The organism is Streptomyces lomondensis (genome assembly GCF_014651035.1).
Classification (GTDB): domain Bacteria; phylum Actinomycetota; class Actinomycetes; order Streptomycetales; family Streptomycetaceae; genus Streptomyces; species Streptomyces lomondensis.
The window spans coordinates 370,145-383,847 of the sequence record NZ_BMWC01000007.1 but is presented as its reverse complement, the minus strand read 5'-3'; the positions used below and the strand labels follow the sequence as shown (position 1 = coordinate 383,847).

Genomic DNA, 13,703 nt, shown 5'->3' with positions numbered 1-13,703 from the left:
GCCGAACGACGGTGGCCGGGCCGGGGGCGTCCTGCGTGTCGGTGACGACGCGCGGCGGCTCACCCGCCCTCCCCCGGCGTCACCAGCCCCGCCTCGTACGCCACGATCACCGCCTGGGCCCGGTCGCGCAGCTCCAGCTTGGTGAACAGGCGGTTGATGTGGGTCTTGACCGTGTGGTCGGTGATGGTGAGGCGGGCGGCGATGTCCGCGTTGGACAGGCCCTGGGCGATCAGGAGGAGGACCTCTCTCTCGCGGGCGGTGAGGCGGTCGAGGAGAGGCTTGGGGGCGGTGGCCGGGCGGCGGGCGGTGAACTCGGCGATGAGGCGGCGGGTGATGCCGGGGGCCAGCATGGCGTCGCCGGCGGCCACCACCCGTACCGCGTGCAGGAGTTCCGGGAAGGTCGCGTCCTTCAGGAGGAAGCCGCCGGCGCCGGCCGCGAGGGCGTCGAAGACGTACTGGTCGAGGTCGAAGGTGGTGAGCATCAGCGCCTTCGTGGCGCCGTCGGTCTCCTCCAGGATCGTGCGCGCGGCCTGGATGCCGTCCAGCTTCGGCATGCGGATGTCGAGGAGGGCGATGTCGGGGCGGTGGGTGAGCGCGAGGGCGACCGCCTGCTCGCCGTCCGCCGCCTCGCCGACCACGTCGATGTCGTCCTGCGTGGACAGCAGGTTCACGAAGCCGGTGCGCACCACCGCCTGGTCGTCGGCCACGATCGCGCGGATCGGTTCCCCCGGCGTCACTCGTACCCACCCTCCGCGAAGCTCTTCGCGCCCGCCCGCACCGGGAGTACGGCCTCGACCAGGAAACCGCCCCCGGGACCGGCCGGCCCGCAGGTCAGACGTCCGCCGAGCAGGTTCGCACGCTCCCGCATGCCGCTCAACCCGTGCCCTCCGGAGTCGCGCGCAGGCCCCTGGGGGCCCGGGCCGTCGTCGGCGATCCGGATGCGGACCTCGTCGTCCGCATAGCCGAGGTGGATGTCGACCGCGGCGCCCTTGGCGTGGCGGCGGGCGTTCGTCAGGGCCTCCTGGATGATGCGGTAGACCGTCAGTTCGAGGGACGGGGGGAGCAGCGGGGGCCGCGCGCCCGCCGTGTGCAGCGTGACCTCGCCGCCGCCCGAGCGGTGGGCCTCCAGCAGGGCGTCCAGGGAGTCGAGCGTCGGCTGGGGCAGCACCGGTGCCGCCTCCCCGGCACCGGTCTCGTCCGCGCGCAGCACGCTGAGCAACTGGCGCAGTTCGGTCAGCGCCGAGCGGGCCGAGGCGGCGATCTGCCGGAAGCCGTCGCGGGCGGGCGGGGACAGGTCGGGCGTGGTGTAGGCGGCGCTCTCCGCCCGGACGGCGATCACGGACACCGAGTGCGCCACGATGTCGTGCAACTCCCGTGCTATGGCTGCCCGTTCCTGCGCCGCCGCGTGCCGGCGCTCCATGGCGATCAGCTCCCGCTGGGCGGCCTCGCGCGCCTGCCGGGACTCCTCCCGGCTGCGGAAGGCGTCCGCCACGCCGACCGTCGCCACCACGCCCACGGCCAGGACGAAGGACTCCGTGAAGTACGACAGCGAGCCGTCCGCCCCGACGGCGGGAGCCCGGCCCCCGAGGTCGTACACCCCCATCGCCACATGGCCCGCGTTGACGAGGAGCGCGCCGGTGACCGCGGCCGTGATCAGGACGACGGGGTGCAGGACGCGGTGGCGGGCGAGCGTGTAGAGGCCCATGACCCCGGCCACCGCGGCCGTCATCAGCAGCTCGGGCCGGAAGAGGAAGTTGAGCAGCGCGGCGGGCACCACCAGGAGTCCGACGCGGGGTTCGCGTCCGCGCCAGAGGAGCGGGAGGACCGCGAGAGGGAGCGTGGCCAGGACCGTCGCGGAGGTGATGCGCGCGTGCAGGATCTCGGCGGCGGCCAGGAGGACCAGCAGGGCGCCGCTGACGTACGGGTAGCGGGGCGAGCGCGGCCAGGCGGTGGGGCGCGGGGACGACGGCTGACGCATCCCCACATTGTCGGCCGGGGGCGTCCGGCCCGCGTCACCGTACGGGTTGACCCGGGCGCCGGGCGAGTACCACGGGGTGACGCCCAGGATCGGAATCCGGTGTGACGCTTCTCGTCCGCCCCTTGCGAAGACTTGCCGGAAAGGAAGGCCGGTCGACCGGGGGAGCGGGATGCGAGGACTGTCCGAGACGCCGGTGCGGCCCGTGGCATCCGTACGGGCGGCACCGGTTGTCCGTACGGCGGCGGTCCGCGCCGCCCGCCGCCGGGAGACCGTCTGCTGGGCCGCCTGCGCGGTGTTCGCGCTGCTGCTCTGCCTCCGTACGGCGATCGGCCCGCACCGGGTGTGGGGCGCCTGCGCCGCCGCCGGGTACGGCCTCGCCGCCCTCGTCGCGCACCGCGCCGCACGGCCCTGGGGCCGGGCGAGCGCGGCCGTGGCCGCCGCCGGGTCGGTCCTGGTGCCGCTGGTGCTCCTGGTCGCCCGCGGAGGGCGCCAGTTGGAGGTCGCGGTCGTGGAGCGGTCCGGCGGGTTGCTATTGGACTCCGGCACCCCCTACGTCCCGGACCCGTCCGAACTCCGCGACTACAACCCTTACTTGCCCGGCATGGCGCTGTTCGGGCTGCCCCGGGCCGTCCTCGGCGACGTGCCGCTCGCGGATGCCCGGCTGTGGTTCGCGGCGGTGTCGCTCGGGGCGATGGCGCTCGCCGCCGTGGTGGGCCGGAATCCCCGGCCCGCACGGGGCGGTACCGGCCGGGTCCTCCTCTGGCCGGCTGCCGCCCCGGCCGTCGCCCTGCCGCTCGCCGTGGGCGGGGTCGACCTGCCCGTCATCGCCCTGATGTGCCTCGCGCTGACCCTCGCGGGGCGAGGCCGCCCCGTCGCCGCGGGGCTCGCGCTCGGCGCCGCCGCCTCGCTGAAGTGGACCGCCTGGCCGCTGCTGCCCGTCGCGCTCGCCCTGCTCGCGGCGACCACCGGGCGGCGGGCCGCCGCCCGGGCCGGTGCCACGGCCGTCGCGCTCGCCGTCCTCGCCGTGCTGCCGGTCGCGCTGGCCGACCCGGGGGCGTTCGCCGAGCACGTGCTGCTCTTCCCGCTCGGCGAGGGCGGCACCGGATCCCCGGCGGCCAGCCCGCTGCCGGGGCACCTCCTGGCGACCCGGGTGCCCGGGGGTTTCGCCGTCGCGGTGGCGGCGCTGGCGCTGAGCGCGGTCGCGGTGGCCGTGTCGCTCGTGACCCGCCCGCCGCGCACCACCGTCGCCGCGGCGGACCGGCTCGCGCTGGGGCTCGGGATCGCCATGTGCCTGATCCCCGCCACCCGCTTCGGATACGTCGTCTACCCGCTGGTGCTGCTCGGCTGGTTCCGGCTCGTGCCGGCGAGCAGACGCCCCGCCCACCCGCTGGAGGACTGACCGGCCATGCCGCGCACGCTCGTCGTCACCAACGACTTCCCGCCCTGCCAGGGCGGCCGCCGCCCTCGTCTATCTCGCGTCCCACGCGGCGAGCGGCGTCAACGGCGTCATCCTGCCGGTGGACAACGCCTGGGCCGCCGTCTGACCGCCGTAGCCCCCATCCTTCCCCGGAGACACGAGAGGAAGAGGACACCATGTCCACCCCCCCACACCCCGCTCGACTTCGACCCGGACGCCCTGCGCGCGCGGTACCGGGCCGAGCGCGACCGGCGGATCCGCCCGGACGGCAACCGCCAGTACCGGCGCACCACCGGCGAGTTCGGCCACTTCGACGAGGACCCGCACGCCGAGCCCGGGTTCACCCGGGAGCCCCTGACCGACCACGTGGACGTGGTGGTGGTCGGCGGCGGATTCGGCGGCCTGCTCACCGGTGCCCGGCTGCGCCAGGCGGGCGTTCGCGGGATCCGGATCATCGAGAAGGGCGCCGACTTCGGCGGCACCTGGTACTGGAACCGGTACCCGGGCATCCACTGCGACATCGAGTCGTACGTCTACATGCCGCTGCTGGAGGAGCTCGGCTACGTCCCGAAGTGGAAGTACGCGCCGGGCGAGGAGATCAGGGAGCACGCCCAGGCGATCGCGCGCCACTTCGACCTCTACCGCGACGCCTGCTTCCGGACGCAGGCCACCGAACTGCGCTGGGACGAGGACGAGTCCGCGTGGGCCGTCACGACCGACCGCGGCGACCGCATGACCGCCCGCCACGTCGTCGTCGCGACCGGCTGCTCAGCCAGCCCAAACTCCCCGGCATCGAAGGCATCGAGACCTTCAAGGGCCACATGTTCCACACCAGCCGCTGGGACTACGACTACACCGGCGGCGACGCGAACGGCGGCCTGACGAAGCTCGCCGACCAGCGCGTGGCCCTCATCGGCACCGGCGCCACGGCCATCCAGGTCGTCCCCCACCTCGGCCGGGACGCCCGGCACCTGTACGTCTTCCAGCGCACGCCCTCCTCCGTGGACGTGCGCGGCCAGCGCCCCACGGACCCCGAGTGGGCCGGCTCGCTGCAGCCCGGCTGGGCGCGGCGCCGCCGGGACAACTTCCTCGCGGTCGTCACCGGCGCCCGCACCGACGAGGACCTGGTGGCCGACGGCTGGACCAGCACCGCCCGCCTCCAGCAGAAGCTCATCCCGACCGACAGCTACGCCGACCTCACGCCCGAGGAGCGCGAACGGCTGGAGGAGATCGCCGACTTCCAGAAGATGAACGAGCTGCGGGCCCGGGTCGACCGCATCGTCCGGGACCCGGCGACGGCCGAGAAGCTCAAGCCCTGGTACCGCTACATGTGCAAGCGGCCCACCTTCAGCGACACGTACCTGGAGACCTTCAACCGGCCCAACGTGACGCTCGTCGACACGGCCGACCACGGGGGCGTCGAGCGCGTCACCGAACGCGCCGTGGTGGTCGGGGGCGTGGCGTACGAGGTCGACTGCGTCGTCTTCGGCACCGGTTTCGAGGTCGGCGTCTCCGGCCTGCTGTCCGGGCAGCTCCCCGCGTACGGCAGGGACGGCGTCGCCCTGCTGGACGCCTGGCGGACGACCGGCCCGAGGACCCTGCACGGCTTCTACAGCCGGGGTTTCCCCAGCCTGTTCATGCTGGGCTCGGTGCAGAGCGCCAGCTCCGTGAACTACGTGCACGTCCTGGACGAACAGGCCACCCATGTCGCCGAGGTGATCGCCGAGGCGGACCGGCGCGGGGCGCGGTGCGTGGAACCGGCGGCCGAGGCGGAGGACGCCTGGGTGGCCACCATCCGCGAGAAGTCGGTCGACCTGTTCGCGTTCCAGTCCGAGTGCACCCCCGGCTACTACAACGCCGAGGGCATGCCGAGACCGCGCAGCGAGACGTACGGGGACGGCCCGGTCGCCTTCTACGAGCTGATCCGGCGCTGGCGTGCGGAGGGCGGCATGGACGAGGTGCTGGGCTCATGACGCCGTGGCGGGGCGAACGCCTCAACCCGCCCAACCCGCTCCAGGGTTCCAACGGCGTCGCGTTCGGCCCGGACGGGCGGCTGTACGCCGCCCAGTTCCTCGCGGGGCGGATCAGCGCCGTGGACCCGGCCACCGGATACATCGCCGACCTGGTGCCCGGCCGGGTGTGGCGCCGCAGCCCACGGGGGAGTACGGCCTGGTCTCCGCGATGCAGCTGGGCCCGGACGGCAGCCTCTACTACCCGCACATGATCAGCGGGTGGCCTGGACAACGCCGCGTTCGACGCGGAGAACCGCATGTTCGTCTCCAGCTTCGCCAGCGGCGGCATCACGGAGCTGCACCCCGACGACCGCACCCGTCCCGTCGTACCGCGCGGCCTGGACGGCCCCTGGCATCGCGGCCAGGTCCGACGGCACGCTGGTCGTCGCCGAAGGCCTCGAACACCCCGTGGACGTGGCCCTCGACGCCGACCAGCGCTGCTATGTCAGCGACGACCGGCTCGGGGCCGTACTCCGGGTCGACGGCGGGGAGCCGGTGGTCCTCGCGGACGGACTCGGCGCCCCGCAGGGCCTCGCCGTCCACGGCGGCGCACTCTTCACCGTGGACACCGGGCACCGCAGACTGTGGTCGGTCTCCCTGACCACCGGTGAGAGCCGCGTCGCGGCCGAGGACCTGCCGGTCGGCCCGGTTCGCCGGCCTCGCCGCGGCCCCCGACGGCACGCTGCTGCTGTCGGCCGACGGGGAGGGCACGGTGCTGCGGCTGTCACCGGACGCGTGAGGGTGGTTCAGCGGCGGCGGCCCCGGGGCGGCCTGCCCCGCCGGCCGCCCGGGGCGGACCCCGTGCGCGCGGGACGGTTCTCGGTGACCGGCGGGGTGAGGACGACGGGCACACCCGAGGGCGCCTGGGCGCCGGTGATGCGGCTGAGGTCGGCCCCGCCCGAGCGGACCCGGGTGACCTGCGGGGTGATGCCGGCGTCGGCCATCAGCCGGGTCATGTCGCGGCGCTGGTGGGGCAGGACCAGGGTGACGACCGTGCCGGACTCGCCGGCCCGGGCGGTCCGGCCGCCGCGGTGCAGATAGTCCTTGTGGTCGGCGGGCGGATCGACGTTGACGACGAGGTCGAGGTTGTCGACGTGGATGCCGCGCGCGGCGACGTTGGTCGCCACCAGGACCGTGACCTCGCCGTCCTTGAACCGGGCCAGGGTCCGGGTGCGCTGGGACTGGGACTTCCCGCCGTGCAGCGCCGAGGCGCGCACCCCGGCCGCCAGCAGCTTCTTCGCCAGCCGGTCGGCGGCGTGCTTGGTGTCCAGGAACATGATCACGCGGCCGTCGCGGGCGGCGATCTCGGTCGTGGTGGCGTGCTTGTCGTCGTCCGCCACATGCAGCAGGTGGTGCTCCATCGTGGCGACCGCGCCCGCGGACGGGTCGACCGAGTGGACCACGGGGTCGTGCAGGTACGTGCGGACCAGCCGGTCGACGTTGCGGTCCAGGGTGGCCGAGAACAGCATGCGCTGCCCGTCGGGGCGCACCTGGTCGAGCAGGGCGGTGACCTGGGGCATGAAGCCCATGTCGGTCATCTGGTCGGCCTCGTCCAGGACGGTGACGGAGACGCGGTCCAGACGGCAGTCGCCCCGGTCTATCAGGTCCTTGAGCCGGCCGGGCGTCGCGACGACGACCTCGGCGCCGGCGCGCAGCGCGCTCACCTGGCGGCCGATCGCCACCCCGCCGACCACCGCGGTGAGCCGCAGGCGCAGCGCGCGGGCGAAGGGGGTGAGGGCGTCGGTGACCTGCTGGGCCAGTTCCCGGGTGGGGACCAGGACGAGCGCCAGGGGCCGCCCGGGCTCGGCCCGCTGCCCGTCGAGGCGGGCCAGCACGGCGAGGCCGAAGGCGAGCGTCTTGCCCGACCCCGTGCGCCCGCGGCCCAGGACGTCACGGCCGGCCAGCGAGTTCGGCAGCGTCGCCGCCTGGATCGGGAACGGGTCGGTCACGCCCTCGGCGCGCAGCGCGGTCAGCAGCGGCCCGGGCAGGCCGAGGTCGGCGAACGACTCGACGGCGGGGAGCGCCGGGGTGACGGTGGCCGGCGGTGCGAACTCGCCGCCGGGCGCGGTAGGGCGGCCGGTGGTGCGGCCGCGGCCGCCGCGGCCGGTGCCGGCCGGGCGGGAAGAACGGTTCCGATGAGCCGTGCGGTCCATGGGGAGCCTTCCTCGTGGGTGCGGCTCGTCATCGCCGCCGGGACATGGGACGAAGGCGCAGACGAGCCGGGGCCCGCACCCCAAGGGTGCGGGCCCCGACCGGGTCCTACGCGACGGCGTCAGGCGGGAACGATGTTCTCGGCCTGCGGGCCCTTCTGGCCCTGCGTCACGTCGAAGGTAACCTTCTGGCCTTCCTGAAGCTCGCGGAAGCCGGAGGTGGCGATGTTCGAGTAGTGGGCGAACACGTCAGGACCGCCGCCCTCCTGCTCGATGAAGCCGAAGCCCTTTTCCGCGTTGAACCACTTCACGGTGCCAGATGCCATGTGAATCTCCTTTTGGGGCCGTACCCGGGATCCGCACCGTGCGGATCCGTAGTCGCCGAAATGATCGCCCACCGGAGAGATCCGAAAATCCTCGGCAACAAAAAAGAGTGCTCGTCGACAAAAGGCCGATAGAGCACTCGAAGTCTCTGGGAACCAAAACCGCAACGACAAGGACGGTAGCACAGGCGGGGGCCGGAGTCAGGGGAATATCCAACCCGCGGTGGACCCGCACCCCTCGCGTACTGCGTTCCGAGTACCCGAGATTGTCGGCAGCCGCACGACGACGGGACGGCCCTGTCGCGGACACGCTTGGCAGACGTTCGACATCAGATGTGGAGACCTCTGCCGTGGCTGCTTTCCTGTATCGAGTGGGCCGTCTGGCCTTCCGGCGACGCTGGTACGTCGCCCTGGTCTGGGCGGCCGTCCTGGCCGCCGTGGGCCTGGGCGCCCTCAAGGCGCCGGGGGCCGTCGACGAGGAGTTCTCGATGCCCGGCATCGAGTCCCAGAAGGCGTTCGACCTGATGGAGGAGCGCTTCCCCGGGGCCACGGCCGACGGCGCGACCGCCCGGGTCGTGTTCATCGCGCCGGGCGGCGAGAAGGTGACCGCCGCGGAGAACAAGCAGGCCATCGAGAAGGCGGTCGACGGGCTGGGCGACGGCACGCAGGTCGCGAGCGCCGTCGACCCGTTCCGGGCGAAGACCATCAGCAAGGACGGTACGACCGCCTTCGCGACCGTCACCTACAAGGTCGGCGCCAACGACCTCACCGACGCCAGCCGCACCCAGCTGGAGCGCACCCTCGACCAGGCCCGGGACTCCGGGCTGACCGTCGAGGCGGGCGGCACCGCGCTGGCCCAGGAGGGCGGGCCGGGCGGCATGGCCGAGGTGATAGGCGTCGCGATCGCCGCCGTCGTCCTGCTCGTCACGTTCGGCTCGCTGGCCGCCGCCGGGCTGCCCCTGCTGACCGCCGTCATCGGCGTCGGCGTCAGCATGGCCACGATCCTCGCCCTGTCCAGCGCCCTCGGCCTGTCCACCACCACCGGCACCCTGGCGATGATGCTGGGCCTGGCCGTCGGCATCGACTACGCCCTGTTCGTCGTCTCCCGGTACCGGGAGGAGCGCGCCAAGGGGCGCACGCCGCAGGAGGCGACCGGGCTCGCCGTCGGCACGGCCGGGTCCGCGGTCGTCTTCGCCGGGCTCACCGTCGTGATCGCGCTGGCGGGTCTCGCCGTCGTCGGCATCCCGATGCTCACCAAGATGGGTCTGGCCGCCGCGGGTGCCGTCGTCGTCGCGGTGCTGATCGCGCTGACCCTCGTCCCGGCCTTCCTCGGCTTCTGGCCGAACGCCGTGCTCACCCGCAAGTCCCGCAGGAGCGGCCGGATCGAGGAGAGCTCCGAGACCAACGGCGGCGCCCGCTGGGCCCGGTTCGTGCTGCGCCGCCCCGTACCCGTGCTGGTCCTCGGCGTCCTGGGCCTCGGCGCCCTCGCCGTGCCGGTGACCGGCCTGCAGCTGGGCATGCCGGGCGACGAGGCCAAGCCGGCCTCCACCACCGAGCGCCGGGCCTACGACGCGCTCGCCGAGGGCTTCGGGCCGGGCTTCAACGGGCCGCTGACCATCGTCGTGGACGGCAGGGGCGCCGCCGACCCGAAGGCCGCCGCCGGCACGATCGCCCAGGAGATCGGCGCCACGAAGGGCGTGGTGTCCGTCTCCCCGGCCCGTTTCAACGACGCCGGTGACACGGCCGTCTTCTCGGTCGTGCCGTCGACCGCGCCGACCGACGAGAAGACCAAGGACCTGGTGACGACCATCCGGGACGAGCGGCCCGGCATCGAGGCGGACAGCGGCGCGAGTTACGAGGTCACCGGCACCACCGCGCTGAACATCGACATCGCGCAGAAGGTGCAGGCCGCGCTGGTCCCGTACCTGGTCGTGGTGGTCGGCCTGGCGATCGTGCTGCTGCTGGTGGTCTTCCGGTCGCTGCTCGTCCCGCTCAAGGCGGCCCTCGGCTTCCTGCTGTCGGTGCTGGCCTCCCTCGGCGCGGTCGTCGTGGTCTTCCAGCAGGGCCACGGCGCGGAGCTCTTCGGCGTGGAGCAGACCGGCCCGATCATGAGCCTGATGCCGATCTTCTTGGTGGGCATCGTCTTCGGCCTCGCGATGGACTACGAGGTGTTCCTCGTCTCCCGGATGCGGGAGGCCTACGTGCACGGCGAGGCGGCCGACCGGGCGGTCACGTCCGGGTTCCGGCACAGTGCCCGGGTGGTCGTGGCCGCGGCCCTGATCATGATCGCGGTCTTCGCCGGGTTCATCGGCGAGAGCGACTCCATGATCAAGATGATCGGGTTCGGGCTCGCCTCGGCCGTCCTGTTCGACGCCTTCGTCGTCCGCATGGCGATCGTGCCCGCCGTCCTCGCCCTGCTCGGCGACAAGGCGTGGTGGCTGCCGAAGTGGCTGGACCGGCTGCTGCCCCGCGTCGACGTGGAAGGCGAGGCGCTCAGCCGCCGACCGGAGCCGGCCCCGGAGGCCGCACCCGAGCCGGAGCCGGCCCGCATCTGAGGAACCCTCACCCCCAGGGCCGCCCGTGGCGAAGGACACGGGCGGCCTCTGGGGCGTCGCCACCCGGAGTCGACCACGATGGTCACAGCCCACCGACCGGAGAGCACCATGATCACCAGCAGCCAGGAGCGGCGTTACGCGGACCGCTTGGAGGAGTTCGCCGACCGCCACCCCTTCGTCGTCGATCTGGCGATGGTCCTGGCGCTGATGGCCTGTGCGTCCTTCGGCGCCTCGCTCACCCTGCCCAACGCCGACCCGCCCGACCAGGACAAGACCGCCGTCGCCCTCATGGGCGTGTCCTGCCTCGTCCTGCTCAAGCACCGGGTGTACCCCCGCACCGCCGTCGTCGTCACCGCGGCCTGCACCGTCGCGGCGGTCTCGATGGGCTATCTGCTCACACCGCTGCTGCTGGCACCGATCATGGCGGCGCTGTACTGGCTCGCCACCCTCACCGAGCGGAAGACCACCCGCGTCTACGGCGTCACCACCCTGGTGGCCGTGATCGTCGCGGCCGTGTTCGCCGACTCGATGGACCACCTCTCGCTGCTGCTGCGGACGATCGGCCCGTTCTTCTGGCTGATGCTGCCCCTCGCCGCCGGCAACATGACGCGGCTGCGGCGCGCCTACCTCCAGGCCGTGCAGGCCCGGGCCGAGCACGCCGAGCGGACCCGGGAGGAGGAGGCCCGGCTGCGCGTCACCGAGGAGCGGATGCGCATCGCCCGCGAGCTGCACGACGTGGTGGCCCACCACATGGCGTTGGCCAACGCCCAGGCCGGTACGGCCGCCCACCTGGCCCTCACCAGCCCCGAGCAGACCAAGAGGATCCTCACCGACCTGACCGGCACCACGTCCGCCGCGCTGCGGGAGCTGAAGGCCGCGCTGGGCCTGCTGCGCCAGGACGACGACGCCTCCGGCTCCGCGCCGCTGGAGCCGTCCCCCGGCCTGGCCCGGCTGCCCGAGCTGGTCTCGGCGTGCGCGTCGGCGGGCCTGGAGGTCACCGTCACGACGGAGGGCGAGCCGCAGCCGCTGTCGCCCGGCGTCGACCTGACCGCGTACCGGATCGTGCAGGAGGCCCTCACCAACGTCAGCAAGCACGCCGCCGCGGAGTCCGCGCACGTCCGCCTGGAGTACACCGGCTCCCGGCTGCTGCTCACGGTCAGCAACGACGGCCCCAGCAAGCCGGAGCCCGCCCCGGGCCGGGGCTTCGGCGTCATGGGCATGCGCGAACGCGCCCACTCCATCGGCGGCGAGCTGTGCGCGGGCCCCCGCCCCCAGGGCGGCTTCGAGGTCACCACCGCGCTGCCGCTGCAACCCGCCACCCACCTCGCGGAAGGAACGACAGCATGAGCATCAGCGTGCTGCTCGCCGACGACCAGGCCCTGCTGCGGGCCACGTTCCGGATCCTCATCGACTCCTGCGCGGACATGGAGGTGGTCGCCGAGGCCTCCGACGGCGCCGAGGCGGTGGAGCTGGCCCGGGCCCACCGCCCCGACATCGTCCTCATGGACATCCGCATGCCCGGCACCGACGGCCTCACCGCCACCTCCACCCTGTGCGCCGACCCGGAACTGTCCGCCACCCGCGTCCTGATCCTGACGACCTTCGAGACCGAGGACTACGTCGCCCAGGCCCTGCGCGCCGGCGCCAGCGGCTTCCTCGGCAAGGACGTCACCGCCGACACGCTCCTGACCGGCGTGCGCACCGTGGCCTCCGGCGAGGCCCTGCTCTCGCCCGGCGCCACCCGCTCCCTCATCAGCCGCTTCCTCCTGGCACCGGCCCCCGGCACGCACCTGGCCCCGCCGGAGCGCCTCGCCGACCTCACGGTCCGGGAACGCGAGGTGATGGCCCTGGCCGCGGAGGGGCGTTCCAACACCGAGATCGCCGAGGACCTGACGCTCAGTCCGCTGACCGTACGCACCCACATCCACCGGGCCATGACCAAGCTCGGCGCCCGCGACCGGGCCCAACTGGTCGTCATCGCCTACCAGACGGGCCTGGTGAGGGCCACGCCTCCGGTGTGAGGGCGGGGGCTACGGCCGGCCGAACACCGCCACCATGATGTGCTCGGCCACCTTGTTCATGTCCTGGCCCTTGGCGTCCGTGGAGTTGACGCTGTAGACGAGGGTGCGCGAGCCGTTCCGGGTGGCGGCGACGGCCGCGTTGTACCCCCAGCGCCCGCCGGTCTTGCCCCACACCTCACGCCCGCCCAGCACCTTCATGGAAAGGCCGACGGAGTAGGCGGCTGGCTTTCCGGTCCTGAAGTCGGTCACCTTCGGCAGGGTGAACATCTCCTCCAGCAGCGGCCCGCGCACCACCCGCCCCCCGAACAGGGCGTGCGTGAACCGCTCCAGGTCCGCCGTCGTCGAGACGAGGTCACCGGCCGCCCACCCGTCCGTCGTCCCCCACACGGACACGTCGCGCAGCCCGGGCGTCCCGCCGTCCAGCCGCATCCGCTGGTAGCCGTGGTTGTGCGGGCCGACGATGCGCGGGTTCTTCCCCGGGAGGTACGTGTCCCGCAGCCCCAGCGGCCTGAGCACCCGGCACGCGACCTGGTGCTCGTAGGTGTCGCCGGTGACGCGCTCGATGAGCAGCCCGGCGATCGTGTACCCGATGTTGAGGTAGTGCTGCCGCTCGCCCGGCGCGAACTCGGGCTTCTTCGACGTCGCCGAGCGGACCAAATCCCGGGGGTCGTGGATCCGGAAGCGGTCGGCGTACCACTCCTCGACCGTGGTCCCGGGGAAGTCCGGCGCGGGGATGCCGTGCGTGTGGTCGAGGAGCTGCCGGACGGTGACGTCCTCGTACGCGGCGGGGATCAGCTCCGGCAGGTACGAGCGGACGCTGCGGTCCAGGTCCAGCCGGCCCTCGGCGGCCAGCTGGAGGGCGACCGCCGCCGTGAAGACCTTGGTGACGGACCCGGCGCGGAAGCGGGCGGCCGGATCCGCCGGACGGCCGGTCCACAGATCGCGCACGCCCGAACTGCCCCGCCAGACACCCTCCTTGCCCCCGACCCGGACGAGTGCCGCGGTCGCGTCGGCACTGGGGAGGCCGGCCAAGGCGGCTTCGAGGGCGGGGTGCGCGGACTGTGCGGACTGCGCGGCGGCGGACGCGGCCGGGGCCGAGGCGGCGGCCGGCAGTACGGACGGCCCCGCCATGACTCCGGCGACGAGCACGGCGGCGAGCAGGCTGGTACGGGCTCTCATGGCCAACTCCAGGGGGAGGAGGGGTCGTTGGGACGGCTCCATCCTCCGGAGCGGGGGCGGCGAGCGGA

The 13,703-nt window shown here is 73.5% G+C and carries 10 protein-coding genes and 3 pseudogenes; 8 read left to right on the top strand and 5 right to left on the bottom strand.

All coding sequences use genetic code 11. The features are described 5' to 3' along the window. Positions 1–59 precede the first annotated feature (59 nt). A complete protein-coding gene (locus IE255_RS24780) occupies positions 60–737 on the bottom strand; it encodes a response regulator (protein ID WP_190052550.1) in 678 nt (225 codons plus the stop codon). After that, a complete protein-coding gene (locus IE255_RS24775) occupies positions 734–1,978 on the bottom strand; it encodes a sensor histidine kinase (protein ID WP_190052549.1) in 1,245 nt (414 codons plus the stop codon). The genes IE255_RS24780 and IE255_RS24775 overlap by 4 nt, the downstream gene beginning before the upstream one ends. 169 nt (positions 1,979–2,147) lie before the next feature. On the opposite strand from IE255_RS24775, the gene IE255_RS24770 reads away from it, so the two are divergent. From IE255_RS24770 to IE255_RS40585, 5 genes and pseudogenes are all read left to right on the top strand, one after another. After that, positions 2,148–3,377, top strand: a complete 1,230-nt coding sequence (locus IE255_RS24770) for a glycosyltransferase 87 family protein (protein ID WP_190052548.1) — start codon at positions 2,148–2,150, stop codon at positions 3,375–3,377. A 43-nt stretch (positions 3,378–3,420) separates the two neighbouring features. After that, positions 3,421–3,522, top strand: a pseudogene (locus IE255_RS39365) (3-ketoacyl-ACP reductase); the annotation flags it as partial. A gap of 92 nt (positions 3,523–3,614) precedes the next feature. Next, positions 3,615–5,368: pseudogene (locus tag IE255_RS24765) on the top strand (flavin-containing monooxygenase). After that, positions 5,365–6,001 (top strand): annotated as a pseudogene (locus IE255_RS24760) (NHL repeat-containing protein); the annotation flags it as partial. The pseudogenes IE255_RS24765 and IE255_RS24760, both read left to right, overlap by 4 nt. A 13-nt stretch (positions 6,002–6,014) precedes the next feature. Then, entirely contained in the window at positions 6,015–6,146 is a 132-nt protein-coding gene (locus tag IE255_RS40585; protein WP_443732519.1) for a hypothetical protein, read from the top strand. 7 nt (positions 6,147–6,153) lie between these two features. On the opposite strand, the gene IE255_RS24755 is transcribed toward IE255_RS40585, so the two are convergent. Both IE255_RS24755 and IE255_RS24750 read right to left on the bottom strand, forming a co-directional pair. Beyond that, positions 6,154–7,560 carry a DEAD/DEAH box helicase gene (locus IE255_RS24755; RefSeq protein WP_190052547.1) on the bottom strand — a complete coding sequence of 469 codons (1,407 nt, stop codon included), beginning with the start codon at positions 7,558–7,560 and terminating at the stop codon, positions 6,154–6,156. Between the two features lie 119 nt (positions 7,561–7,679). After that, positions 7,680–7,883, bottom strand: a complete 204-nt coding sequence (locus IE255_RS24750; RefSeq protein ID WP_010032345.1) for a cold-shock protein — start codon at positions 7,881–7,883, stop codon at positions 7,680–7,682. A 347-nt stretch (positions 7,884–8,230) separates the two neighbouring features. On the opposite strand from IE255_RS24750, the gene IE255_RS24745 reads away from it, so the two are divergent. The 3 genes from IE255_RS24745 (at position 8,231) to IE255_RS24735 (ending at position 12,456) form a co-directional block, all read left to right on the top strand. After that, positions 8,231–10,435, top strand: a complete 2,205-nt coding sequence (locus IE255_RS24745) for an MMPL family transporter (RefSeq protein ID WP_190052546.1) — start codon at positions 8,231–8,233, stop codon at positions 10,433–10,435. 111 nt (positions 10,436–10,546) lie between these two features. Continuing rightward, complete coding sequence (locus tag IE255_RS24740) at positions 10,547–11,782, top strand: sensor histidine kinase (protein WP_372487545.1); 1,236 nt, start codon at positions 10,547–10,549, stop codon at positions 11,780–11,782. Continuing rightward, on the top strand, positions 11,779–12,456 hold the full coding sequence (locus IE255_RS24735; protein WP_190052544.1) for a response regulator transcription factor: 678 nt from the start codon (positions 11,779–11,781) through the stop codon (positions 12,454–12,456). Before IE255_RS24740 ends, IE255_RS24735 begins: the two co-directional genes overlap by 4 nt. Positions 12,457–12,465: 9 nt before the next feature. Here IE255_RS24735 and IE255_RS24730 read toward each other — a convergent pair whose 3' ends face one another. Continuing rightward, a complete protein-coding gene (locus IE255_RS24730; protein ID WP_190052543.1) occupies positions 12,466–13,635 on the bottom strand; it encodes a serine hydrolase domain-containing protein in 1,170 nt (389 codons plus the stop codon). Between the last annotated feature and the right edge of the window lie 68 nt (positions 13,636–13,703).